Source organism: Pseudoxanthomonas sp. LH2527 (assembly GCF_022539275.1).
Taxonomy (GTDB): domain Bacteria; phylum Pseudomonadota; class Gammaproteobacteria; order Xanthomonadales; family Xanthomonadaceae; genus Pseudoxanthomonas_A.
Window position 1 is genome coordinate 14,577 of sequence record NZ_JAKZBW010000036.1, and the last position, 22,037, is coordinate 36,613.

The 22,037-nt window shown below is 68.3% G+C and carries 24 protein-coding genes and 1 tRNA gene; 11 read left to right on the plus strand and 14 right to left on the minus strand.

The genetic code is table 11. The annotated features are described in order from the left end of the window. Positions 1-173 precede the first annotated feature (173 nt). Together MMG85_RS16485 and MMG85_RS16490 are read right to left on the minus strand one after the other, a co-directional pair. Complete coding sequence (locus tag MMG85_RS16485) at positions 174-1,199, minus strand: LacI family DNA-binding transcriptional regulator (RefSeq protein ID WP_241047026.1); 1,026 nt, start codon at positions 1,197-1,199, stop codon at positions 174-176. A gap of 5 nt (positions 1,200-1,204) precedes the next feature. Next, complete coding sequence (locus MMG85_RS16490; RefSeq protein ID WP_241047027.1) at positions 1,205-1,654, minus strand: DUF1801 domain-containing protein; 450 nt, start codon at positions 1,652-1,654, stop codon at positions 1,205-1,207. A 332-nt stretch (positions 1,655-1,986) separates the two neighbouring features. Here MMG85_RS16490 and MMG85_RS16495 point away from each other — a divergent pair, with 332 nt between their 5' ends. Then, positions 1,987-2,622, plus strand: a complete 636-nt coding sequence (locus MMG85_RS16495) for an OmpW family outer membrane protein (RefSeq protein ID WP_241047028.1) — start codon at positions 1,987-1,989, stop codon at positions 2,620-2,622. Positions 2,623-2,730: 108 nt separating this feature from the next. Here MMG85_RS16495 and MMG85_RS16500 read toward each other — a convergent pair whose 3' ends face one another. Beyond that, positions 2,731-3,288, minus strand: a complete 558-nt coding sequence (locus MMG85_RS16500; RefSeq protein ID WP_241047029.1) for a DUF1453 domain-containing protein — start codon at positions 3,286-3,288, stop codon at positions 2,731-2,733. Positions 3,289-3,312: 24 nt separating this feature from the next. Further along, positions 3,313-4,197, minus strand: coding sequence for a DMT family transporter (locus MMG85_RS16505; RefSeq protein WP_241047030.1), 885 nt, complete (start codon positions 4,195-4,197; stop codon positions 3,313-3,315). Positions 4,198-4,275: 78 nt separating this feature from the next. Here MMG85_RS16505 and MMG85_RS16510 point away from each other — a divergent pair, with 78 nt between their 5' ends. Genes MMG85_RS16510 through MMG85_RS16520 form a run of 3 tightly spaced genes read left to right on the plus strand, consistent with a single transcriptional unit; the run spans position 4,276 to position 6,043 of the window. Then, the gene (locus MMG85_RS16510; RefSeq protein WP_241047031.1) at positions 4,276-4,974 is read left to right on the plus strand and encodes a DUF2306 domain-containing protein; all 699 of its coding nucleotides are present in this window, start codon (positions 4,276-4,278) and stop codon (positions 4,972-4,974) included. 30 nt (positions 4,975-5,004) lie between these two features. After that, positions 5,005-5,487, plus strand: a complete 483-nt coding sequence (locus MMG85_RS16515) for a YajQ family cyclic di-GMP-binding protein (RefSeq protein WP_055939451.1) — start codon at positions 5,005-5,007, stop codon at positions 5,485-5,487. A 10-nt stretch (positions 5,488-5,497) separates the two neighbouring features. Beyond that, positions 5,498-6,043 carry a DUF1415 domain-containing protein gene (locus tag MMG85_RS16520; RefSeq protein WP_241047051.1) on the plus strand — a complete coding sequence of 182 codons (546 nt, stop codon included), beginning with the start codon at positions 5,498-5,500 and terminating at the stop codon, positions 6,041-6,043. 58 nt (positions 6,044-6,101) lie between these two features. Here MMG85_RS16520 and MMG85_RS16525 read toward each other — a convergent pair whose 3' ends face one another. The 4 genes from MMG85_RS16525 to MMG85_RS16540 form a co-directional block, all read right to left on the minus strand. Continuing rightward, positions 6,102-6,614 carry a transposase gene (locus tag MMG85_RS16525; protein ID WP_241047032.1) on the minus strand — a complete coding sequence of 171 codons (513 nt, stop codon included), beginning with the start codon at positions 6,612-6,614 and terminating at the stop codon, positions 6,102-6,104. A 72-nt stretch (positions 6,615-6,686) separates the two neighbouring features. Beyond that, positions 6,687-7,376 (minus strand): HAD family phosphatase, encoded by a 690-nt coding sequence (locus MMG85_RS16530; RefSeq protein WP_241047033.1) that lies wholly within the window; start codon positions 7,374-7,376, stop codon positions 6,687-6,689. Then, the gene (locus MMG85_RS16535; RefSeq protein WP_241047034.1) at positions 7,373-8,080 is read right to left on the minus strand and encodes a pseudouridine synthase; all 708 of its coding nucleotides are present in this window, start codon (positions 8,078-8,080) and stop codon (positions 7,373-7,375) included. Before MMG85_RS16535 ends, MMG85_RS16530 begins: the two co-directional genes overlap by 4 nt. A 4-nt stretch (positions 8,081-8,084) precedes the next feature. Next, entirely contained in the window at positions 8,085-9,098 is a 1,014-nt protein-coding gene (locus MMG85_RS16540; RefSeq protein WP_241047052.1) for a class I SAM-dependent methyltransferase, read from the minus strand. A gap of 218 nt (positions 9,099-9,316) precedes the next feature. Here MMG85_RS16540 and MMG85_RS18495 point away from each other — a divergent pair, with 218 nt between their 5' ends. The 4 genes from MMG85_RS18495 (at position 9,317) to MMG85_RS16555 (ending at position 12,924) form a co-directional block, all read left to right on the plus strand. Further along, entirely contained in the window at positions 9,317-9,442 is a 126-nt protein-coding gene (locus MMG85_RS18495) for a hypothetical protein (protein WP_277399923.1), read from the plus strand. Positions 9,443-9,874: 432 nt separating this feature from the next. Then, positions 9,875-9,943: transfer RNA gene (locus tag MMG85_RS16545), tRNA-Ser, on the plus strand. A 431-nt stretch (positions 9,944-10,374) separates the two neighbouring features. Continuing rightward, entirely contained in the window at positions 10,375-11,493 is a 1,119-nt protein-coding gene (locus MMG85_RS16550; RefSeq protein ID WP_241047035.1) for a slipin family protein, read from the plus strand. A 207-nt stretch (positions 11,494-11,700) separates the two neighbouring features. Beyond that, the gene (locus MMG85_RS16555) at positions 11,701-12,924 is read left to right on the plus strand and encodes an RtcB family protein (protein ID WP_241047036.1); all 1,224 of its coding nucleotides are present in this window, start codon (positions 11,701-11,703) and stop codon (positions 12,922-12,924) included. Between the two features lie 134 nt (positions 12,925-13,058). Here MMG85_RS16555 and MMG85_RS16560 read toward each other — a convergent pair whose 3' ends face one another. Both MMG85_RS16560 and MMG85_RS16565 read right to left on the minus strand, forming a co-directional pair. Then, positions 13,059-15,560, minus strand: a complete 2,502-nt coding sequence (locus MMG85_RS16560) for an FtsX-like permease family protein (protein WP_241047037.1) — start codon at positions 15,558-15,560, stop codon at positions 13,059-13,061. Next, positions 15,557-16,237: an ABC transporter ATP-binding protein gene (locus tag MMG85_RS16565; protein WP_345778864.1), complete on the minus strand. Its 681-nt coding sequence runs from the start codon at positions 16,235-16,237 to the stop codon at positions 15,557-15,559. The genes MMG85_RS16560 and MMG85_RS16565 overlap by 4 nt, the downstream gene beginning before the upstream one ends. 142 nt (positions 16,238-16,379) lie before the next feature. On the opposite strand from MMG85_RS16565, the gene MMG85_RS16570 reads away from it, so the two are divergent. From MMG85_RS16570 to MMG85_RS16580, 3 genes are all read left to right on the plus strand, one after another. Continuing rightward, positions 16,380-17,012 carry an arylesterase gene (locus MMG85_RS16570; protein ID WP_277399924.1) on the plus strand — a complete coding sequence of 211 codons (633 nt, stop codon included), beginning with the start codon at positions 16,380-16,382 and terminating at the stop codon, positions 17,010-17,012. A gap of 135 nt (positions 17,013-17,147) precedes the next feature. Further along, on the plus strand, positions 17,148-17,360 hold the full coding sequence (locus tag MMG85_RS16575) for a hypothetical protein (RefSeq protein WP_055939429.1): 213 nt from the start codon (positions 17,148-17,150) through the stop codon (positions 17,358-17,360). Positions 17,361-17,449: 89 nt separating this feature from the next. Next, positions 17,450-17,950, plus strand: coding sequence for a DUF1579 family protein (locus MMG85_RS16580; protein ID WP_241047038.1), 501 nt, complete (start codon positions 17,450-17,452; stop codon positions 17,948-17,950). Here MMG85_RS16580 and MMG85_RS16585 read toward each other — a convergent pair. The 4 genes from MMG85_RS16585 to MMG85_RS16600 form a co-directional block, all read right to left on the minus strand. Beyond that, entirely contained in the window at positions 17,940-18,596 is a 657-nt protein-coding gene (locus MMG85_RS16585) for a DsbA family oxidoreductase (RefSeq protein ID WP_241047039.1), read from the minus strand. The genes MMG85_RS16580 and MMG85_RS16585 overlap by 11 nt on opposite strands. Positions 18,597-18,606: 10 nt before the next feature. Further along, positions 18,607-19,887, minus strand: coding sequence for an amidohydrolase family protein (locus MMG85_RS16590; RefSeq protein ID WP_241047040.1), 1,281 nt, complete (start codon positions 19,885-19,887; stop codon positions 18,607-18,609). Positions 19,888-20,058: 171 nt separating this feature from the next. After that, positions 20,059-21,093: an aldo/keto reductase gene (locus MMG85_RS16595; protein ID WP_241047041.1), complete on the minus strand. Its 1,035-nt coding sequence runs from the start codon at positions 21,091-21,093 to the stop codon at positions 20,059-20,061. Between the two features lie 78 nt (positions 21,094-21,171). Further along, positions 21,172-21,906 (minus strand): SDR family oxidoreductase, encoded by a 735-nt coding sequence (locus MMG85_RS16600; RefSeq protein ID WP_241047042.1) that lies wholly within the window; start codon positions 21,904-21,906, stop codon positions 21,172-21,174. Between the last annotated feature and the right edge of the window lie 131 nt (positions 21,907-22,037).

A 22,037-nucleotide genomic window follows, 5' to 3' on the forward strand; every position in this document is an offset into this window, starting at 1 on the left:
CGATGTCAAGTTATCGATGTCAACTCATGTCCAGAGCCGGTGCTGGCCAGCGCGACAGCAGCGCGCATGCGCCATCAAGTCATTAAGATTCAACAGGTTGTGACGAACGAGCGGCACCGTCGCCACAGCGGATGTCCACCGGGTAGCCGCTGCGATGCAGCAGCGTCCTGCGCTCAGGTCGTGCGGACCACCAGATGGGTCGGCAGGGTCTCGGAACCGGCCGCCTCGCCCTCGATCAGGGCGCGGACCTTGCGCGCCAGCAGCACGCCGGCATCGATGAAGTTCTGGTGCACCGACGTCAGCGGCGGCACGTAGGTGGCGCCCAGCGGGGTGTCGTCGTAGCCGATCACGGACACGTCTTCCGGCACCCGGCGGCCGCGCTCGATCAGCGCGCGGATCGCACCGATGGCCAGCAGGTCGCTGGCGGCGAACAGCGCATCGACCTGCGGATGCGTTTCCAGCAGGGCATGCACGGCCTCCGCGCCAGCGCCGACGGTGAAACTGGCCACGGTGGGCGTCAGCGGGGTGATGCCATGGCGGGCCAGCGCCTCACCGAAACCCTCCAGCCGCTCGGCGAATTCGCCGTGCGCCGGATCGCCGAGGAAGACTGGCCGCCGGCGACCGAGCGCGATGAAGCGCTCGGCGGCCAGCGCGCCGCCGCGCCGGTTGTCGCTGCCCACGACCACCTGCGACTCGTGCCGGCTGACCGCGCCCCACACGACCATCGGCCGTCCCCAGCGCTGTACTTCATGCATGGCATCCTCGTGCGCGCCCTGCCCGAGCAGGATCACGCCGTCGGCCGCCTGCACGTTCGGCAGCGAACCGCCCTGCAGCGACGTCAGCAGCACGCTGTAGCCGGTGGACGTGAGCTCCTGGGTGATGCCGCCCAGCAGGTCGAGCGGATAGGGACCGGACATCTGCCGTTCCACGGTGGGCTTCATCTCCACCACCACCGCCACGGTCATGCTGCGGCGGAGCTTGAGGTTGCGCGCGCTCACGTTGAACGAATAGCCGTACTGCTGCGCGACCTGGCGCACCCGCTCGCGTGTCTCCGCATTCACCAGCGGGCTGTCGCGGAGCGCGCGCGAGACGGTGATCGCGGAGACGCCGGCCACCTTGGCCAGGTCCGCCATGGTCAGGTGCCCACCGGGCGTCGGCAGGTCGGCGCGGGCCCGCGGCTTGCGTTTGGAGGGAGGCATGCGGGTCACTTCGGTGCGCGGCTGGCTTCGTAGTGTGCAATGCGCGCGTCCACCGGAGTGGAGGCGATCACCGCGCCGATCACCTCGGGCAACAGGTCGTCCAGCCCCTTGAAGCGCAGGCAGCTCTTGCCCATGTCCAGCTTGATGCCGGCGTCGGCGTAGGCGTTGCGCAGCACCACGTCCTGGGCGGAGTTCTCGTAGCACAGCGTCAGGTACAGCGCGTAGTACTGCTTCTGCGCCGCCAGCGCCACATATGACAGCGGCTGCTTGTTGTAGGTGACCGGATAGCGCGACAGCGGGATCTCCCAGCTGACCATGCCCCAGTTCATCGTCTCGACGTAACCGGCAGGCAGGTGCCGGTTGACCAGCTCGCGGACCGCCGACATCACGGCCCGCCGTTCCTCCGGCAGTTCCGCCAGGTATTCATCGACCGTCTTCGCCTTGCTGCTGGCCATGGGCATCGCTCCTCGTTGCGCCGAGGTTAGCGCAACCACGCGACCGCTGTCGTGGACCGCTGCGGGCTGGCGCGACGTGCGGCGGGAGGACGCCAGCGCCGCCTGACGGCGCGGGTCATCGCGCGAGCGCTCCAGTCAGCGACATGCACGCGCAGTGAAATGCGAATGAACCACGCGCGATATTCCGCTTGGTTTGCGAATGGTTCACGTCGCGACCTGGCAGGCGTTCATGCGCGGATGGTTACGGTGCGCTCGCCCTGACGGACACGACGCATGACATCGCATCGCATCGCTCGTCGGGGACATAAGAAAACAAAACAGGAGACACCCCCATGAAGTCGCTTCGTACCATCACGATTGCCATTGCCTCCCTCATCGCCGCCCCTGCAGCCTTTGCGCAGGACGCGACCACCGATACCGCATCCTCCTCCTACGACAAGCGCTTCGCCGTAGTCGGTGGCGCCGCCATCCTCAAGCCCGACCGTGATCCGGCGCCCGGCCTGAAGATCGATGGCGATGTCGCGCCGGTCATCAGCGCCAGCTGGTACGCCACGCCCAACATCGCGGTCGAACTGTGGGGCGCGGCCGACAAGTTCAACCACCGCGTCAAGGCCGACGGCGCCGGCAAGATCGGCACCGTCGACCAGCAGCCGATCGCGCTGAGCGGCCAGTACCACTTCGGCACGCCCGACCAGGTGATGCGTCCGTTCCTGGGCCTGGGCTACTACGAGTCCAACTTCAGCAACGAGAGCATCGGCGGTGACGGTGCGCACGTGGGCCTGGAGACCGCCAAGGGCGCCATCGCCACGGCCGGCATGGACTTCAACATCAACGAGACCTGGTTCGCGCGCACCGACGTGCGCTACATGAAGGGCGACGCCGGCGTGCGCGTGGCCGGCCAGGGCACCGGCGAGGAACTGACGATCGACCCGTGGGTCGTGGGTGTGGGTATCGGCGCGCGCTTCTGATCCCTTGCTCCAACGCGTCGATATGGCGGCGGGCCTCCGGGCCCGCCGCCTTTTTCGTTGAGCGGAACTCATTCCGCTACGTGGATTGCGAAAACCGCGATCGACGGGTCAGCGCGCACCGAGGCCGCGCAGCCGCTCCAGCCGCGCAACGCGCCACTTCACGCACCAGGCGTACACCAGGTAATAGCCCAGCAACAGCCCGGCCACTGCCAGCAGGCTGCCATGCCCGCTGAGCAGCGCATGCGTCGCCGGCTCATTCTCCGAACGCCAGTACTGCACCATCTGCACCATGCCCAGCACGATGCGGCCGGCGACGATGGTCACCAGCAACAGCGCCAGCCAGGCATTGGGCTGGTAGAACACGCCCTGCGCCGCCACCTCCCAGCGCGTCAGCCACACACCGATCAGGCCGAGTACGACACCCGCCGCCAGTCCCGCGCCGGCGCCCAGCAGGCTGTCGGGCCACCAGAGCAGGCCGAACGCGCTGACCGCGACGAAGATCGCGACCGACACCAGCAGGCTCCACGCATTGAACGCCAGCAGCCAGCCGCGCGCCATGCGCCGTGAGCGCCCGTAGCGGTAACGCTGCCACAGCGACAGCGGCAGCAGCAGCACCCACAGGGCAAGCAGGAGGAAGACGAACACCAGGACGAGGACGATGGGCATGCGCGCATCATGCCGCAATGCGTGTCAGGGATGCTCGGCTTCCACATGCACCTTCTCGCGGCGCAGCAGATACAGCCCGCTCGCCACGATGATGCCGGCGCCGATCCAGGTGACGCCGTCGGGCAGCACCGACCACAGCGCCACGTCCAGCAGCACGCCCCACAGCAGCGCGGTGTATTCCAGCGGCGCGATCAGCGACGCCTCGCCGCGGCGGAAGGCTTCGGTCAGCGCGACCTGCGCCAGCGAGCCGGATACGCCGACGCCGGCGATGATCCAGCCATGCGCCGGCTGCAGCGGCTTCCACGTCGGCAACGCCAGCAGCCACGCACCCACCGACAGCAGCACCACGAACCAGAACACCATCGCCTGCGTGCTGTCGCGCTGCGCCAGCATGCGCACCGTGACCGCGCCCATCGCATAGCAGATCGCGGCCAACAGGATGGCCAGTCCGCCGCCGGTCAACATGCCCTCGCCGGTCGGGCGCAGGATCACCAGCACCCCGGCCAGGCCGATGAAGATCGCCACCCAGCGCGCCGGTCCCACCCGCTCCTTGAGCAACGGACCCGCCATCGCCGTGACCAGTAGCGGCGCGACGAAGGTGATCGCGTAGGCCGTGGACAGCGGCATCGTCCGCAGGCCGTACACGAACCCCGCCATCATCGCGATGCCCAGCACGCCGCGCAGCAGGTGCAGCGGCCAGTACACGCGCAGCAGCGACCGCGCAGGCACCGTCGCCAGGACCCATAGCGTCACCAGCGGCAGCGAGGAGAGTCCGCGCAGTGCAGCGACCTGCAAGGGCGGGTACTCGGCCGAGAGCAGCTTCAGTCCCGCATCCATCAACGCGAACATCAGCACGGCCGCCAGCATCAGCAGAACGGCGGAAGCGAGGGAGGGGCGGGAGGCGGGCATGCGCCATTATCGCCGTTGCCGGCCGCGTTCCGCCGCACGTGCGCTACCCTGCGCGCAGCCACCCGTGCAGCCAGACCGATGACAGGCACCGTCCCACGCTCCGTTGCGCCGTCGCGTCCGCGCCTCGCCCTGCGCCTGGCCTGGGCGGGCCTGTGGCTGCTGCTCGGCATCGCCAGCATCGAGTTCCTGCTCAACGCCTATGCCAAGTACCGGCATCTCGATTCGGGCGCCTATGGCATGTTCATGACGCGACGAGGCTGGCTGTGGCTGCATCTGGCCGGCGGCCTCACCACCGTGCTGCTGGGCCCGGTGCAGTTCCTGACCCAGTGGCGCCGACGCAACCCGCGGCTGCATCGCTTGTCTGGCCGCGTCTATCTGATCGGCATGCTGGTGGCGGCGACCGGCGCGACCGGACTGATCGCCACCTCACCGGCACCGTTCGCCATCCGCCTGGCGTTCGCGGCGACCGCGCTCGCCTGGCTCACCACCGGACTGACCGGGCTGGTCGCCATCCGCCGCGGCGCGGTGGACCGGCACCGGCGCTGGATGGTCCGCAACTACGCGGTGACGCTGGCGCCGATCATCTTCCGCCTCTCGCTGCCGGTCGCGATCACCGCCGGGCTTGCGCCTTCCCCCGACCTGATCGCGGCCCTGCTGTGGGCCAGCTGGGTCGTACCGCTGCTGGTGTGCGAGGCGGTCCGCCGCCTTGCGCGGCGCTGGCGTTCGGCAACGCCATCCGCGTCGCGCGATGCCATGCCGCTTCCCGGCGCACGGTAGAATTCCGCGTCCCGCTACAGGATTTCCCCCATGCCTTCTTTCGATGTCGTGTCCGAAGTCAACGTCCACGAGCTGACCAACGCCGTGGACCAGGCCAACCGCGAACTCTCCACCCGCTTCGACTTCAAGGGCGTGGACGCCAAGTTCGTGCTGGAAGAGAAGCTGATCACCCAGTCCGCGCCCAGCGACTTCCAGCTCAAGCAGATGACCGACATCCTGCGCGCGCGCCTGATCGCGCGGCAGATCGATGCCCGCTGCCTGGAGTTCGGCGACGTGGAAACCAACCTCGCCGGCGCCCGCCAGAAGATCACCGTCCAGCAGGGCATCGAGCAGAAGCTGGCGAAGAAGATCGTGTCGACGATCAAGGACGCCAAGCTGAAGGTGGAAGCGCAGATCAACGGCGACAAGCTGCGCGTGACCGGCAAGAAGCGCGACGACCTGCAGGACGTCATCGCCCTGCTGAAGAAGACCGAGTTCGACCTGCCGCTGCAGTTCGACAACTTCCGTGACTGAGTCGCCCGCCATGGCCGGCGACGCGCCCGATCCCCTCGACGCCACCCGCCGCTGGGTGGAGCGCGCGGTGATCGGGCTGAACCTGTGCCCGTTCGCCAAGGCGGTGTACGTGAAGGAGCAGGTCCGCTTCGTGCTGAGCGATGCGAGCACGCCGGAAGCGCTGCTGGAGGAACTCGCGGAAGAGCTGGTGATGCTGCGCGATACCGATCCGGAGCAGGTCGACACCACGCTGATCGTGCACCCGGACGTGCTGACCGATTTCCTGGACTACAACGACTTCCTCGACAACGCCGACGCGGCGGTCGAGGCACTGGATCTGCAGGGCGTCATCCAGGTGGCCAGCTTCCACCCGGACTACCAGTTCGCCGGCACCATGCCGGACGACATCAGCAACTACACCAACCGCTCGCCCTACCCCACCCTGCACCTGCTGCGCGAAGCCAGCATCGACCGCGCGGTGGAGGCCTTCCCGGATCCCGACGTCATCGTCGAGCGCAACGTCAAAACGCTGGATGCGCTCGGGCACGCAGGCTGGGCGAAATTGTTTGGGGAGTGAGGGAATAGCCGCCCCCTCTGTAGGAGCGACGTAAGTCGCGACCGCACGCCATCCGCGCTCAGGATCGGTCCCCAAGCCACACAGCATCCCAATACGGATACTTTCCGATTGCATCAACCAATCCTGCACGCAGCGGATTGGCAATCACATAGCGCGCCGCGACCCTGAGATCGTCACCGGACCGCATCGCGCGATCGTGGAAGCCGGGTGCCCAGACACCCTCCCGCTGCCGTCCGACCCGGAAAGACCGGGACGTGTTGGCTTTCAAGCGTTGGATACAGACGGGAAGGGTCTCCATCGCTCCCAGTTCAATCAGCCCATGCCAATGATCCGGCATCAGCACCCAGGCCATCAGGCGTGAGCGATACCACAGTCGCTTGTCCGTGATGGCACGCGCCATGTCGTGAGCCATGGTCGGATCCGCGAACAACGGTCGCCGGTCGCGAGTGACGAAGGTCACCAGATAGACCTGTCCCGCGATCGACCTGCGCCCGCGGCGAAGCCCGGCATGACCTTGTGCAGGACGGTGGTGTCGGGATTGATCCATGCCTGCGAGCATGATTCCCGTCATCGCCGGGGCGACATCAGGATATGGCAGGAGAACGGGTCAGATTTTGCCGTGCGGTCGCGACTTACGTCGCTCCTACAGCAGCTCTGCGGACAGCCGCCGCTCCAGCAGCAGGCGCGCATCATCCAGCGACGGCAGGATGGTGTGGCCGAGGGCACGCACGGCGGCGTCCGGCTCCAGCAGGTCGGGAATCTGGATGGGGTGCATGCCGGCAGCGAGCGCGGCGCGCACGCCGGTGGGCGAGTCTTCCAATACCAGGCAGTGCGCGGGATCGACGCCCAGCGAGGTCGCGGCCAGCAGGTAGATGTCGGGCGCGGGCTTGGGATGCTGCACATCGCTGCTGGTGCAGATGGCATGGAACCGGGACAACAGGCCCGCCGCTTCCAGCTTGCGCAGCGCGAGCGGGCGCCGCGTGGACGTGGCGACGGCGCGCGGCATGCCGCGGGCTTCGAGGAACTCCAGCATCGCCAGGATGCCCGGCCGGTGCGGCACACCGGCGGCCACCACGGCGTCGTACAGCAGATGCGAACGCTGCAGGATCGCATCGCGCCCCGCTTCGCCGACGGCTTCATCCAGCAGGTGCCGGCACACCGCTTCGCTATGCCCCACCATCGACAGCCACAGCACCTCGGGCAGGTCGTGGTACCCGCAGTCGCGCGCGGCCTCGGCCATGCAGTCGATGATGGCGCGCTCGCTGTCCAGCATCAGGCCATCCATGTCGAAGATCACCGCCGCAGGGGTGAACGGCAGGCCCGCTGCACTCATGCGGCGAACTCGAACAGTCGTCGCAGGTCGTCGGCATCGAGGATGCGCCACTGGCCTTCAGGCAACCCGTCAAGCGTCAACCCGCCCACGCGGCTGCGGTGCAATGCCTGCACGTGATTGCCGACGGCGGCGAACATGCGCCGCACCTGGTGGTAACGGCCCTCGGTGAGCGTCAGCTGCGCATGCCGTGGATCGATCACGTGCAGCTGCGCCGGTGCCAGCGGCGTCTGTTCCGATTCCAGCATCAACGTGCCGCTGGCGAACAGGGCCGCCTCGTCGCCGCGCAGGTCTTCGGCCAGCGTGGCGTCGTAGACCTTGGGCAGGTTGGCCTTCGGCGAGATGATCCGGTGCAGCAGGCCGCCATCATCGGTGAGCAGCAGCAGGCCGCTGGTCTCGCGATCCAGCCGACCGACCGTGGACAGCACCGGCGAGCGCTCGCGAAATCGCGACGGGAACAGGTCGTAGACGATGCGCCCGGTGTCCTTGGTCGAACAGGTATAGCCGACCGGCTTGTGCAGCAGGATCGCCAGGCCCGGCGCGGGATCGAGCGGTTCGCCGTCCACGCGGATGCGGTCGTGGTCGACGGGATCATCGGCGTACAGCACCTCGCCGTCGGCGTCGGTGATGCGTCCTTCGCGGAACATCCACTGCACCTGCTTGCGGCTGCCGTAGCCGAGGTTGGCGATATGCTTGACGATCTTCATGGGCTTACCGCCTCGCCTTGATCGCAGCGATCACTTTGAAGCCGTCGCGTTCGCCGGCCACGCGCACGTCGCCGAAGCGCTCGTTCAAGGTCTGCTCGTACGGCAGGTGCCGGTTGGCCACCAGCCACAGGCGCCCTCCCGGCTTCAATGCCTCGGCGGCAGCGGCGATGAAGCGCTGGCCGATGTCGGGACGGTCCGCGCGGCTCTGCGTGTGGAATGGCGGATTGCTGACGATGAAGTCGTAGCGGCTCGGCAGTCCGGCAGTGACGTCGTGCCAATGGAAGCCGAGCGCGGCGGACGCGCCGACATCCAGCAGGTTCGCCTTCGCCAACGCCAGGGCGCGTGCTTCGGCTTCGTAGAGATCGAGTGCGGTGATGGCGGGATTGCATGCCAGCAGCGACAGCGACAGGAATCCCCAGCCTGCACCGAGGTCGGCGCCATGACCGGCGATGTCGTTCGGCAGGCATTCGACCAGCGATGCGGAGGCTGGATCGATGCGGTTCCACGCGAACACGCCCGGACGGCTGAGGAAACGGCCGCCTTCGATGCGGCGCGGCGCGTCGAGCGCCGACCATTGCTGCAACATCGCCTCGTCGGCGGCTTCGCCGAGCGGCCGCGTCCAGAACGTGCGGCAATGGAACTTGGTCAGCGTGCCGGCGAGGCCGCCGAGTTGCTTGAGATCGGCTTCGCCCGATTTCGCACCCTCGTTGTTGGTCATCGCCGCGACCACCACGCCGCCGGGCGACGCGAGCTGCATCGCGCGCGCCAGCAGCGCACGCGCTTCTTCGCGCTGGCGCGGCGGCAACACCAGTACCAGCGGGTAACGCACGCCGTCCTCCGCGGCGTCGGCCACCACACGCAGTCCTGCGCGCTCCAGCAGTTCGGCATCGGGACGGAAACTCTGTTCGCAAACCACCTGCGGGAGCGGGAACTGGCGCAGCGCCGCACCATCGCGGGCACGCAGGAACAGCACCGGACCCGAAGGCCAGGCGAGCTGGCCCTGGACGAAGGGCAGCATCAACGCGTCGAGCGCGGGATCGGAGAATCGGGAGGCCACGGGCGACACGCAACAGGGAGGGAGGCGACCATTCTACCGGCTGGCCACTGGCACCCGTTTCCGACACCGCCCGTCGGCAATGAAAAACAAAGTGAAAAATGTGTTGCACGAACAAAACAACCGGCGTATCTTGCGCGGCCTTCGGCCCCTGCGGCTGTTTTTTCACCAGACCACATTCCATGAAGCCCGCGTACGACATCGCCAACACGCTTGACCTGCAGCCCTCGCGCTGCGGCCTGCGCGTGCATGCGTATGCCTTCGCCGCCAAGCCCGGCAGCGAATCAGCACGGCGCCTGGACACCTGACATCCGGCTGACTCCCTGGGAGATCGGCCACCCCGATCTCCCGAGGAAACGCGAACGCCCTCGGGTCGCAAGTCCCGGGGGCGTTTTGTTTTCAGCGTTCGCGGAGGATGCGCATGCATCGAACAGGTTCGTTTCTTTCCATCACGGAAATTCGTTTCCGCCCTGGGGCATCCGGGTAGCGCACGTGCGCGTCCCGAGGCTGGGGCGCGGCTGCGACCGGCGCATGTGCGCTGCGTCGTGATGCCCCGACGCGGGCTGCAGATGGGAAGGACATCAACAAGGGCGCCTGGCGCCCGAACGGATTGCCGGTGGGCGACCGCCGGCAATGCGGAGCATCGATCGAACACGCTACCGCGGTACGGGCTTGTGTCCCGTCCGGTGCGCGCGGCGCTGCCGTGGCGTATGCCGAAGCGTGGGAGAAGGTGTTCCTCGAAGGCGTTAGCTCGAGTTGGATAGAGCAGCGGGCGCTACCCGAAGTCGCCGGTTCGATTCCGGCACGCCACCACTGGATAGCTCAGATGGGTAGAGCATCGGACAGTAAATCCGAGTGTCGCGGGTTCGATTCCCGCTCCAACACCAGACTGTAAATCTGGAAACAGGGACGCAAGTCCCACCCAGGAAACGCCCAGTGCGGCGCAACGTCTCTCCGCGATGGATTGCAGAAAGACAGCGCACCGCAGCGGTGACGGTGCCGGCACCGCGCCCTCGACGCGGATGCGCATGGCCTTTGATGCGATCTGCGGATCGCCCCAGCGCCACGATGCCTCCGCCAACAGCGCCGGCTGCCCGCACCGCCTCCGTCCAGGGGCGTTTCCGCCTTGTTCCGCTGTCCGCATGTCGCGGACGGCACACCATCGTCGCGGGACTCGATCCGCCGCGTCGGTGTTTGCCCATCGGATCGAACCACCAGAGCCAACAAGGAGAACAACGCCATGTTCTGGACCAAGAGGGTCGTGATCGGTGACGGCGAGCGCGGCCTGGTGTATCGCAACCGTCGGTTCGAGCAACTGCTCGCGCCCGGCGTGTACCGCTGGTTCGACCCGATGGGTCGCATCGAGGTGCGCACGTTCAACATCGCTGCGCCGGAATACGCCGGCCATGACGTCGACGCGCTGATCGCGCGCCTGGGCGAAGGCCTGGGCGAGGTCTTCGTGCTCGCCGACATCGGCGTGGACCAGGTCGGCCTGGTGCTGAAGAACGGCAAGCTGGAAGACGTGCTGCCGCCCGGCACGCGGCGCCTGTACTGGATCGGCCTGGTGAAGGTCGAAGTGCAGGCGGTGACGCTGGCTTCGCTGGACGTGGAGGCCGCCGTCGCGCGTCGCCTGCGCCAGTTGGGCGCGTTGTCGAAGCTGGCCGTGGTGGCCGATGTGCCGGCGGAGTTCGCCGGCCTGGTCTTCATCGACGGCAGGCTGGAGCGCACGCTGGCGCCGGGCAGCCATGCCTTCTGGAACTTCCAGAAGAACGTGGTCGTGGATGTCGTCGACCTGCGCGTGCAGACGATCGAAGTGTCGGGCCAGGAACTGTTGACCCGCGACAAGGTCAGCCTGCGCGTGAACCTGGCCGCCAGCACCCGCGTCACCGACGTGGTCGCTGCGCGGACCAAAGTGGCCAAGGTCGGCGACTTCGTCTACCGCGAGCTGCAGTACGGCCTGCGCAAGGTGGTCTCGGCCAGGACGCTGGACGAACTGCTGGGCGACAAGGCGTCGCTGGACGCCGACATCTTCGCCTACGTGCGAGGCCAGCTGAGCGGCCTCGGCGTGGAAGTGCTGGGCGTCGGCGTGAAGGACGTGATCCTGCCGGGCGAGATGAAGGAGATCCTCAACGGGCTGGTGCAGGCGGAGAAGACGGCGCAAGCCAACGTGATCCGTCGCCGCGAGGAGGCGAACGCCACGCGTTCCCTGCTCAACACCGCGAAGCTGATCGACGAGTCGCCGGTGCTGATGCGCCTGAAGGAGCTCGAGGCCCTGGAAAAAGTCACCGAGAAGATCGACAAGCTCACCGTGTTCGGCGGCCTGGATGGCGTGCTGAAGCAACTGGTGACGTTGAAGTAGCAGGAACCTGCCCCCTCCCCCTTCCACGGGGGAGGGCTGGGGTGGGGGCACGCCGGAGCACGGCACGCGTCGGCGCACGGAGAGCGCGAGAACGCGAGAACGCGGTTCGACTCCGGCGGGAGATGACGCTGCGGCGCCGTTCGCCCCCATCCCAACCTTCCCCCGCACGCGGGGGAAGGGGCTCTATCCTTTCAATGGAGTGAACACATGAACATGCAATCCCGATTCGAACTGCTGCACGCCGAAGGCAGCGCCACGCCGATCAAGGGCTGGGTGCGCGGCGTGCCGCTGGAAGCGCAGGCCCACGACCAGCTGCGCAACATCGCGTCCATCCCGTTCGTCGGTCCGTGGGTGGCGGTGATGCCCGACGTGCATCTGGGCAAGGGCGCGACCGTGGGCTCGGTCATCCCGACCCGCGGCGCCATCATCCCGGCGGCCGTCGGCGTGGACATCGGCTGCGGCATGGCTGCAGTGCGCACCACGCTGCGCGCGAAGGACCTGCCGGACAGCCTGGCGCAGCTGCGCTCGGGCATCGAGCGTAGCGTGCCGGTCGGCAACGGTCGCGGCGGCGAGCACTGGAAGCTGCCGGACAGCATCGGCACGCGCATCGCGCAGTCGGGGCTGGTCGAGCGACTGGACGTCATCAAGCAGAAGCACCGCAAGGTGCGCACCGACAAGCTCGGCTGCCAGATCGGCACGCTGGGTGGCGGCAACCACTTCATCGAGCTCTGCCTCGACGAAAGCGATGCCGTGTGGGTGATGCTGCACAGCGGTTCGCGCGGCACCGGCAACCTGATCGGCACGTACTTCATCGAGCGCGCACGCGAGCAATTGGCGCACCGCGTGCTCGGTTTCCACCTGCCGGACAAGGACCTGGCCTTCTTCATGCAGGGCGAGCCCTTGTTCGACGACTACGTGGAAGCGGTGTCGTGGGCGCAGGACTACGCCCGCGAGAACCGCGAGGCGATGATGTCGCGCGTCCTGGCCGAAATGCGCCACCGTCTGCCCAAGTTCCAGCTGGAGAAGATGGCGGTCAACTGTCACCACAACTACGTGCAGAAGGAAATGCACGGTGGCGAGGAGCTGCTGGTCACCCGCAAGGGTGCGGTGAGTGCGCGTGCCGGCGAGCTGGGCATCATCCCCGGCAGCATGGGCGCAAAGAGCTTCATCGTGCGCGGCAAGGGCAACGCGGACAGCTTCCACAGCTGCAGCCACGGCGCCGGCCGCGTGATGAGCCGTACCGCCGCGCGTCAGCAGATCACGCTGTCGCAGCACCGCGAAGCCACGGCGCACGTCGAATGCCGCAAGGACGCCGGCGTGATCGATGAGTCGCCGGCGGCCTACAAGGACATCGACGCGGTGATGTCGGCGCAGTCCGACCTGGTGGAGGTGGTCCACACGCTGCGCCAGGTGGTGTGCATCAAGGGGTGAGCTTCGGCTCACCCCTTTTTCTTCGGCTCACCCGTTCTTTTATGTAGGAGCGCCCTCGGGCGCGATGCTCTTCTTCGGCCCGCAGCAAGGGCAAGAGCATCGCGCCCGAGGGCGCTCCTACAACAACCGCAGCATCAGCCCTGCAGTTCGCGCAACGTCACCGACGGCGGCGCATCCAGCACCTTGCGGGCGGCGAACAGGCCGGCGCCGAGTGCGGCCAGCATGCCGAGGCCGCCGCCGATGGCCGCGAGCTGCCAGTTCGCCTTCCACGGCAGGTCGAACACCTGCGTGGCCACCACGCCCGACAGCACCGAGGCCGCGATCGCCGCGACCAGGCCCGCCAGCAGGCCGATGGCGGCGAACTCCGACGCCTGCGCCAACCGCAGCTGGCGACGGCTGCCGCCGAGCACACGCATCACACCGCCTTCCAGCAGGCGCTCGTCCTGGCTCGCGCTGACCGCCGCCATCAGCACCAGCAATCCGGCCGCCAGCGAGAACCAGAACACCACCTGCACCACCTGCGAGACCTGTTCGGCCGTGCTGCGCACCTGGTTGAGCACCGCCTCCACGTCGATCACCGACAGGTTGGGATACTGGTTGACCAGCTCGCGGGTGAAGGCGCTGTCACCCGACGGCACGCTGACCGCGGTGATGTAGCTGGCCGAGTAGCCATCGAGCGCGCCGGGCGAGGCAACCACGAAGAAGTTCGGCCGGAAGCTTTCCCAGTCCACGCTGCGCAGGCTGGTGATGCGACCCTCGAAGCGCTGGCCGGCGATGTCGAACGCCACCTGGTCGCCGAGCTTCCAGCCCAGGTCTTCGGCGAACTCTTCCTCCACCGACAGCTCCGGCGACGTCGGCGTGCGCCCGCTCCAGAACGCGCCGGCGGTCACCTTGTTGTCGTCGCGCAGCGTCGCCGCCATCGACAGGTTGAACTCGCGATCGGCGCGCCGTTGCGCGCGCTCGTCGGCGCCCTCGTAGTCCGCACCGCTGGCGGGCTTGCCGTTGTGTTCCACCAGGCGGCCGCGGATCATCGGATAGAGATCGACCGTCGACAGGCCGCGTGCCTGCATGAAGGCCTTCACCGGCTCCACCTGGTCCGGCTGCACGTTGATGATGAAGCGGTTGGGCGCATTGGCCGACAACGCCAGCTGCCAGCGGTCGAGCAGGTCGGTGCGCACGAAGGTCAGCAGCAGCAGCGCCATCAGGCCCAGGCCCAGCGCGGACACCTGCGCGATCGACGTGCCCGCGCGGCGACTGACGTTGGCCAGGCCGTAACGCAGGCTGCCGCGCAGCCGCGAGCGGACGCGGCGCACCAGCACGATCAGCAACCACGCCAGCAGCGCGAGCACGGCCAGGGTACCGACGATGCCGATGAGCATCGCCGTGCCCAGCGTCGGCGAGCCCGCCTTCCACCACAGCAGCGCGCCGAGGCCGACGAAACCCGTCAGCGCCACCAGCCACGCGCTGGGCTCGGTGCGATCGAGGTCGCGGCGCAGCACGCGCAGGGCCGGCACGCGACGCAGCGCCAGTACCGGCGGCGCGCCGAAGGCGAGCAACACGATCATGCCGACGCCATAACCCTGCAATGCCGGCATCAGGCCCGCCGGCGGAATGTCGATCTTCAGCGACTGCTGCAGCCAGCTGCCGATGCCCCATTGCAGCCCGAACGCGATCAGCACGCCGACCGTGCACGCCGCCAGGCCCAGCAGCACCAGTTCGCCGACATGGATGCCGACCAGCGTGCGCTGCTGCGCGCCGAGGCAGCGCATCACCGCCGTGCCCGACAGATGCCGTTCGCTGTGCCGGCGTGCGGCCATCGCCACCGCCACCGCCGCCAGCACCACCGACACCAGCGCGGCCAGGCCGAGGAAGCGGCTGGCGCGATCCAGCGCCGAGCGCACTTCCGGCCGCGCGTCCTGGATGGTTTCCATGCGCTGGCCGCGCGCGAGCTGCGGCTTCACTGCGGCGGTGAACGTTTCGACCGCCGCGGCATCGCCGGCGACCACCAGCCGGTAGCGCAGGCGGCTGCCTTCCTGCACCAGCCCGGTGGACGGCAGGTCGGCGAGATTGAGGAAGACCTTGGGCGCGACATTGAAGTAGTCGAGCGCCGCATCCGGTTCCTGCGTCACCAGCGCGGCGAGCTTCAGTGTGCGCGTGCCGATGCCGATGTCGTCGCCGGGCTTGGCGCCCAGGGTCTCCGCACCGGCCTGGCTGATCCACAGCGTGCCCGGCGCGGGAATGCCGCCGGCATCGCGCTCGGCGCCGCCGGCGCGATCAACGACGCGGAAGCTGCCGCGCAGGGGGAAGCCCTCCCCCAGCGCGCGCAGGTCGCCGAGCGACAGCGACTCGCCCGCACGGATCATGCTCTGCAGTTCCTGCGTCTCGGTCACCCGCAGGCCCGGTGCGGCAGCCAGCGTGCGCAGCGCGTCGGTCGGCGGTGCATCGCCGCGCACCACGACATCGCCGCCGAGCAGCCGGTTCGCTTCGATCGCCAGCGCGCGTTCTGCGCGATCGGTGACGAAGCCGACGGCCGTGACCGCGACCACCGCCAGCACCAGCGCCGCGAACAGGATGCGGACATCGCCCGCGGCAAGATCGCGCCGCAACTGGCGCCAAGCCAGCGCCAGCGTCTTCATGCGGCCGCGCCCTGCAGGCGGCCGGCATCCAGCCGGATCAGGCGCCGGCAACGCGCGGCGAGATGGTCGTCATGCGTGACCAGCACCAGCGTGGTGCCCGCATCCGCATTCAGCGCGAACAGCAGCTCGATGATCGCCTGGCCGGTATGGGTATCGAGATTGCCGGTGGGTTCGTCGGCGAACAGCAGCGACGGCCGGGTGACGAACGCGCGCGCCAGCGCGACGCGCTGCTGCTCACCGCCGGACAGTTGCCGCGGATAGTGGCCCAGGCGCTGGCCCAGGCCGACCTTCTCCAGGATCTGGCGCGCCGGGCCTTCGGCATCGGCATCGCCGCGCAGTTCCAGCGGCAGCATGACGTTCTCCAGCGCGGTCAGCGACGGCAGCAGCTGGAAGCTCTGGAACACGAAACCGACCTTCTCGCCGCGCACGCGTGCGCGGCCGTCCTCGTCCATGGCGGAGAGCCGCTCGCCATCCAGCGTCACCGCGCCGGTGCTCGGCACGTCCAGGCCCGCCAGGAGCGACAGCAGCGTGCTCTTGCCCGAGCCCGAGGCGCCGACGATGGCCACCGTGTCGCCGTGTTCGATGCGGAAGCCGATGTCGTCGAGTATCGTCAGGTCGCCGTCGGGCAGCGGCACATGCTTGCCCAGGCCCTGTACGTCGAGCACGGCATGGCGCACGGTGGCGGGGGCTTCAGGGGGGAGTCTGCTGGCGTCGGCCATGATCGTCTCGTCGGTCATTTCGTGGATCATCGGGAGCACGGATTAAATGTTTCTTAATTTGAACAGGTATGGGGCCCGCCGTGCAGGCATGCAATGGGCCATGGGCCTGTCGTTGCTGCTGCTCGTCGCGTTGTTTGCACGGCCCGTCGCAGCGCAGACCGCCGCGGCCACACCGGCGAAGGGCGCACGCACCGTCCTGGTGATGGGCGATTCGCTCTCCGCCGCCTACGGTCTTGCCCCGGCGCAGGGCTGGGTGTCGCTGACCGGAGAACGCATCGGCAAGACGAAGCCGGGCTGGCGCATCGTCAACGCCAGCATCAGCGGCGAGACCACCGCAGGCGGCGCGGCACGCATCGCCGCGGAGCTGCAACGGCACAGGCCCGCCGTCGTCGTCATCGCGCTCGGCGCGAACGACGGCCTGCGCGGCCTGCCGCTGGCGCAGACCCGCGCCAACCTCGAGAAGATGATCAAGGCGGCGCAGGCCGGCAAGGCGAAGGTGCTGCTGATCGGCATGCGCATGCCGCCAAACTACGGGCCCGAGTACACGCGCGGCTTCGAGCAGAACTACAGCGCGCTGGCCGGGCAATACAAGACCACCTTGCTGCCGTTCCTGCTGGAGCCCATCGCGCTCGACCGCAACGCCTACCAGGCCGACAACCTGCATCCCGTCGCCAGTGCGCAACCCAAGTTGCGCGACCACGTGTGGAAAGCGCTCGAACCCCTGCTGCGTTGAAACCGGGCGGCCCACCTACAGCCGCGCAGGACTTTTCCTACGCTGGACCGGGGTATCCGCCGAATGTGATAAGTGGCACATAGGCGCACAGTCTCCCCGCCGGTTCCCTGCCCGGCGTGTTGACTGGAGTACGTCATGCCCCGCCTGCTGTTCACCATCGCCGCCAACGCCAAAGGCTGGCAGCTCTACGAAGGCCAGTACGGCCGCAACTGGTTCGACAACCTCGGCGACGCGCGCGAAAACGCCAAGCTGCTTGCCGCCACCCTGCACCAGCACCACGGCATCCCCACCGCCGTGGTGGTCGAGATGCCCAGCAACGAATCCGTGCTGCTGGCCCGCCACGGCTGAGCTGCGCGCGTCACTCCGCGGACGCGGGCCGGCCTCCGCGGCCCGCGTCGGGATGGCATGATCCGCCCTCCCTCCCAGGAATCTTCCGCATGGGCAAGCAGGCCTTCGAGGCATCGCTGGCGGACGGCCGGCACCGGCAACTCGCGCAGATGGCCGGCGACTGGGAGGGCCGCTTCCGGCTATGGTTCACCCCGGATGAACTGGCCTGCGAAGCGCCGCAGCGCGGACGCATCCGCAGCGTGCTGGGCGGGCGCTTCCTGACCCACGAGTACGAAACCCGCTTCAATGACGAACCCATCGAGGGCTTCGTGATCTACGGCTACCACCTGGATGACGGGAACTGGGAGTCGGCCTGGGTGGAAAGTTTCGGCACCGGCACCAGCATCATGTTCTCGACCGGCGGCGGCAGCGCGCTCGCGCCCGACATGCTGGGCAGCTACGGCGACGGACAGGGCGGCCCGCGTTGGGGCTGGCGGACAACGCTGGAACAACCCGACCCGGACACCCTGGTCATCACCATGTTCAACATCACCCCGCAGCGCGAGGAAATGCGCGCGGTGGAGACCCGCTACACACGCGTCAGCCGCTGATGCCCGCCAGCTGCCGCAGCGCCTGCTCGAACACCTCGGGCGGCTGCCCGCCCTGTACCAGATGGCGGTCGTTGAGGATCACCGACGGCACCGCGCGGATGCCGCGCTGCTGGTAGAAGTGCTCGCGTTCGCGCACCTGCGCGGCGTAGGTGTCCGTCTCCAGGATGCGCCGTGCTTCGGCGGCGTCCAGGCCGGCGGACGCGGCGATGGCGACCAGGGTGTCGAGGTCGGATACGTTGCGGCCTTCACTGTGGTACGCCTGCAGCAGCGCGCGCTTGAGCGCCAGCTGTTGTGCGGCGCCCTGCTCGCCCGTCCAGTGCAGCAGGCGATGCGCATCGAAGGTGTTGTAGATGCGGTCGCGCTTCTGCAGGTCGATGCGCACCCCCAGGGCTTCGCCACGCTGGCGCAATGCTTCGCCGTTCTGCGCCAGCTGCTCCGCACTCAGACCGTACTTGCGTCCGAGATGATCGGCGATGGCCTCGCCTTCCGGCGCCATGTCGGGATTCAGCTCGAACGGCTGGAAGCGCAGCTCGACCTGCAGGTCGCCGCCGATGGCCGCCATGGCGCGTTCCAGCGCGGCCAGACCTATCGCGCACCACGGACAGGCGACGTCGGAGACGAAAGCGATCTTCACGGGCTTGGACATGCGCGGCGCCTCAGTCGTTGGCGGTGTTCTTGTACACGCGGCCCTGCTTCATCACGAAGCCGACGGTCTCCAGCACGGCCACGTCCTGCAACGGATCGCCGTCGACGGCGATCAGGTCCGCGTAGTAGCCCGGCTTCAGCACACCGGCGTCCTTGTCGATGCCGAACAGCCGCGCGTTCACCATCGTGGCCGAGCGGATCGCCTGCAGCGGGGTCATGCCGAACTGCACCATGCGCGAGAACTGGCGCGCGTTGAGGCCGTGCGGATACACGCCACCGTCGGTGCCGAAGCCCATGATCGCGCCGGCCTGGTGCGCCTTGCGGAAGTTCTCGCGCTGGGTGGCGCCCACGCGGCGCTCCTTCTCCAGCGACTCGGGCAGGAAACCGGCCTTCTCGCCTTCGCCCAGGATGTACTCGGTGTTGTAGATGTCCATCACCAGCACCGTGCCGTTCTTCTTCGCCAGCGCAATGCCTTCGTCGTCGATGAAGCTGGCGTGCTCGATGGAATCCACGCCGGCCAGCAGCGCGTTGCGGATGCCGGTGGCGCCGTGCGCGTGCGAGGCCACCTTGCGGCCGAGCGCATGCGCTTCGTCGACGAGCGCTTTCAGTTCCTCCAGCGAGTACTGCGGCGCGCCGACTTCGGTGCCCTTGGACAGCACGCCGCCGGTGGAACAGGTCTTGATGAAATCGGCGCCGAACTTGACGTTCTGCCGCACCTTCTGGCGCGCCGCCCACGGGCCGTCGGCGACGCCTTCTCCGACGGCCTTGTATTCGGCCGGCAGCAGGTTGTTGTCGCTGCAATGGCCGCCGGTGATGCCGATGGACACGCCGCCGGCGAGGATGCGCGGTCCGTCGACTTCGCCGGTGGCGATCGCGTCGCGCAGCGCCACGTCGGCGTAACCGGGCGAGCCGGGCACGCGCACGGTGGTGAAGCCGGCCAGCAGCGTGGTGCGTGCGTTCTTCGCGCCCTTGATGGCGGCTGCCGGCAGCGAGATCGCGAGGCGGCGATAGCCCTGCAGGTCGGCGTCGCCATGCAGGTGCACGTGTGCGTCCATCAGGCCGGGCAGCACCGTCTTCGCCGACAGGTCGTGCACCGTGGCGCCGGCCGGTACCGGCGTACTCGCGGCCGGGCCGATGGCGGTGATGCGCGCGTCCTCGATGACGATGGCCTGGTCGGCCAGCAGGCGCCCGGATTCGACATCGAGCAGGCGCCCGGCCTTGATGTAGGTGGTGGCGGCGAACGCGGGTGCGCAGGCAACGGACAGGACAGCGGCGAGGACGCACAGGCGCATCGGAACTCCGTAACGGGCAAAGAGGCGTGACTCTAGCAAGTCCTTCCACCAGGCATGGCTATCCCTCGATCGATCTCCTGTAGGAGCGCCCCATGGGCGCGATGCTTTCCGAACGACCGCACAAAGAGCATCGCGCCCATGGGGCGCTCCTACGGGGTCATGGCGGCGCAATCAGACCGGCGTGGGATTGCGGTAGGCGAAGCCGGCCTGGTGCCAGTATGGGTACGGCTTCGGGCGCTGGCTGGCGGCATCCAGCTTCGCCACCTGTTCCGTGGTCAGGTGCCAGCCGACCGCGCCGAGGTTCTGCTTCAGCTGTTCCTCGTTGCGCGCGCCGATCACCACGGTGCTGACGGTGGGGCGCTGCAACAGCCAGTTCAGCGCGACCTGCGGGATCGACTTGCCGGTTTCCTGCGCGACCTCGTCCAGCGCGTCGACGACGTCGTACAGATAATCCATGTCGACCTGCGGACCGGCGTCGTTGGCGGTCTGCGACTGCAGGCGGCTGGTTTCCGGCAGCGGCTGGCCGCGGCGGATCTTGCCGGTCAGCCGGCCCCAGCCCAGCGGGCTCCACACCACCGCGCCCACGCCCTGGTCGGCGGCCAGCGGCATCAGCTCCCACTCGTAGTCGCGACCGACCAGCGAGTAGTACGCCTGGTGCGCGACGTAGCGCGTCCAGCCGTGGCGGTCGGCGGCGGACAGCGACTTCATCAGATGCCAGCCGGAGAAGTTGGACACGCCGAGATAGCGGATCTTGCCGGCCTTCACCAGCGTGTCGAGCGTGGACAGCACTTCCTCCACCGGCGGGCGCGCATCGAAGCCGTGCAGCTGGAACAGGTCGATGTAATCGGTGCCCAGGCGCTTGAGCGCGCCGTCGACCGCGTTGATCAGGTGGTGGCGCGAGGAACCGACCTGGTTCTCGCCGTCGCCGAAGCGGAACGTGGCCTTGGTGGAAATGATCAGCGAATCGCGCGGCCGGCCCTTGATGGCCTCGCCGAGGATTTCCTCGGCCGCGCCCTTCGAGTAGACGTCGGCGCTGTCGAACATGTTCAGGCCCGCATCGAGGCAGACATCGACCAGGCGCCGCGCCTCGGCCACGTCGGTGCTGCCCCACGCGCTGAACAGTGCGCCCTGGCCGCCGAAGGTGCCGGTGCCGAAGGAAAGGACGGGCACGCGGAAACCGGACGCGCCGAGGTAACGGTATTCCATGGAGAGGTTCCTGAAGCGGGGGGAGTGCGCCATTGCACTCCCCCGACCCTGCGACGGCAACCCCTCGGGGTGGAACGCTCAGTTCGCGCTCGCCGCCGGACGCACGATGACTTCGCTCACATCGACATCATCGGGCTGCTCAACCGCGTACGCGATGGCACGCGCGACGGCCTCGGCGGGGATTGCCACCTGGCGGAAGTCCTGCAGCCACGCCTTGATGCCGGCATCGCTGGTGGTTTCGGCCAGCTCGCTGGTGGTCACGCCCGGTGACACCACCGTGACGCGCAGGGTGTCGTGTTCCTGCCGCAGGCCTTCGGAGATGGCCAGCACAGCGTGCTTGGTGGCGCAGTAGACCGCCGCGCTCGGCCACACGCGATGGCCGGCAGTGGAGGCGACGTTGATGATCTGGCCGCCGCCCTGCGCCTGCATCACCGGCAGTGCGGCGGCGATGCCGTGCAGCACGCCGCGGATATTGACGTCGATCATCTGGTTCCATTCGTCGATCTTCAGCGCGGACAACGGCGACAGCGGCATCACGCCGGCGTTGTTGACGATCACGTCGAGCCGGCCGAACTGCTCACGGGCGAATTCGACGAAGGCCTGCACGTCGTCCAGACGGGTGACGTCGAGCGCGCGCTGGCGGGCGATGCCGCCGTCGGCCTCGATGCGGGCGACCAGCTGTTCGAGCCGCTCGGTGCGGCGCGCGCCGACAACCACGCGGGCGCCGCGGCGCGCCAGTTCTCGCGCGGCGGCTTCGCCGATACCGCTGCTGGCACCGGTGATGGCGATGACTTTTCCTTCGATTCCGGACATGGGGCACCTCGTTGGGGGAAGCACGGCGCGGGCTGCGCCGGGACGGTGCGCAGTCTGGGCGCCGGGGTCGGGGCGTCGATATCCGGTTCCTCCACGATGCTTGCCTGATCCTGCGCCGGGCACCTTCAAGC

What these genes read in the sequence shown, in the direction of transcription:
- MMG85_RS16485 (WP_241047026.1), bottom strand. Translation starts at nt 1,199, where the DNA reads ATGCCTCCCTCCAAACGCAAGCCGCGGGCCCGCGCCGACCTGCCGACG.
- MMG85_RS16490 (WP_241047027.1), bottom strand. Translation starts at nt 1,654, where the DNA reads ATGGCCAGCAGCAAGGCGAAGACGGTCGATGAATACCTGGCGGAACTG.
- MMG85_RS16495 (WP_241047028.1), top strand. Translation starts at nt 1,987, where the DNA reads ATGAAGTCGCTTCGTACCATCACGATTGCCATTGCCTCCCTCATCGCC.
- MMG85_RS16500 (WP_241047029.1), bottom strand. Translation starts at nt 3,288, where the DNA reads ATGCCCATCGTCCTCGTCCTGGTGTTCGTCTTCCTCCTGCTTGCCCTG.
- MMG85_RS16505 (WP_241047030.1), bottom strand. Translation starts at nt 4,197, where the DNA reads ATGCCCGCCTCCCGCCCCTCCCTCGCTTCCGCCGTTCTGCTGATGCTG.
- MMG85_RS16510 (WP_241047031.1), top strand. Translation starts at nt 4,276, where the DNA reads ATGACAGGCACCGTCCCACGCTCCGTTGCGCCGTCGCGTCCGCGCCTC.
- MMG85_RS16515 (WP_055939451.1), top strand. Translation starts at nt 5,005, where the DNA reads ATGCCTTCTTTCGATGTCGTGTCCGAAGTCAACGTCCACGAGCTGACC.
- MMG85_RS16520 (WP_241047051.1), top strand. Translation starts at nt 5,498, where the DNA reads ATGGCCGGCGACGCGCCCGATCCCCTCGACGCCACCCGCCGCTGGGTG.
- MMG85_RS16525 (WP_241047032.1), bottom strand. Translation starts at nt 6,614, where the DNA reads ATGACGGGAATCATGCTCGCAGGCATGGATCAATCCCGACACCACCGT.
- MMG85_RS16530 (WP_241047033.1), bottom strand. Translation starts at nt 7,376, where the DNA reads ATGAGTGCAGCGGGCCTGCCGTTCACCCCTGCGGCGGTGATCTTCGAC.
- MMG85_RS16535 (WP_241047034.1), bottom strand. Translation starts at nt 8,080, where the DNA reads ATGAAGATCGTCAAGCATATCGCCAACCTCGGCTACGGCAGCCGCAAG.
- MMG85_RS16540 (WP_241047052.1), bottom strand. Translation starts at nt 9,098, where the DNA reads ATGCTGCCCTTCGTCCAGGGCCAGCTCGCCTGGCCTTCGGGTCCGGTG.
- MMG85_RS18495 (WP_277399923.1), top strand. Translation starts at nt 9,317, where the DNA reads ATGAAGCCCGCGTACGACATCGCCAACACGCTTGACCTGCAGCCCTCG.
- MMG85_RS16550 (WP_241047035.1), top strand. Translation starts at nt 10,375, where the DNA reads ATGTTCTGGACCAAGAGGGTCGTGATCGGTGACGGCGAGCGCGGCCTG.
- MMG85_RS16555 (WP_241047036.1), top strand. Translation starts at nt 11,701, where the DNA reads ATGAACATGCAATCCCGATTCGAACTGCTGCACGCCGAAGGCAGCGCC.
- MMG85_RS16560 (WP_241047037.1), bottom strand. Translation starts at nt 15,560, where the DNA reads ATGAAGACGCTGGCGCTGGCTTGGCGCCAGTTGCGGCGCGATCTTGCC.
- MMG85_RS16570 (WP_277399924.1), top strand. Translation starts at nt 16,380, where the DNA reads ATGGGCCTGTCGTTGCTGCTGCTCGTCGCGTTGTTTGCACGGCCCGTC.
- MMG85_RS16575 (WP_055939429.1), top strand. Translation starts at nt 17,148, where the DNA reads ATGCCCCGCCTGCTGTTCACCATCGCCGCCAACGCCAAAGGCTGGCAG.
- MMG85_RS16580 (WP_241047038.1), top strand. Translation starts at nt 17,450, where the DNA reads ATGGGCAAGCAGGCCTTCGAGGCATCGCTGGCGGACGGCCGGCACCGG.
- MMG85_RS16585 (WP_241047039.1), bottom strand. Translation starts at nt 18,596, where the DNA reads ATGTCCAAGCCCGTGAAGATCGCTTTCGTCTCCGACGTCGCCTGTCCG.
- MMG85_RS16590 (WP_241047040.1), bottom strand. Translation starts at nt 19,887, where the DNA reads ATGCGCCTGTGCGTCCTCGCCGCTGTCCTGTCCGTTGCCTGCGCACCC.
- MMG85_RS16595 (WP_241047041.1), bottom strand. Translation starts at nt 21,093, where the DNA reads ATGGAATACCGTTACCTCGGCGCGTCCGGTTTCCGCGTGCCCGTCCTT.
- MMG85_RS16600 (WP_241047042.1), bottom strand. Translation starts at nt 21,906, where the DNA reads ATGTCCGGAATCGAAGGAAAAGTCATCGCCATCACCGGTGCCAGCAGC.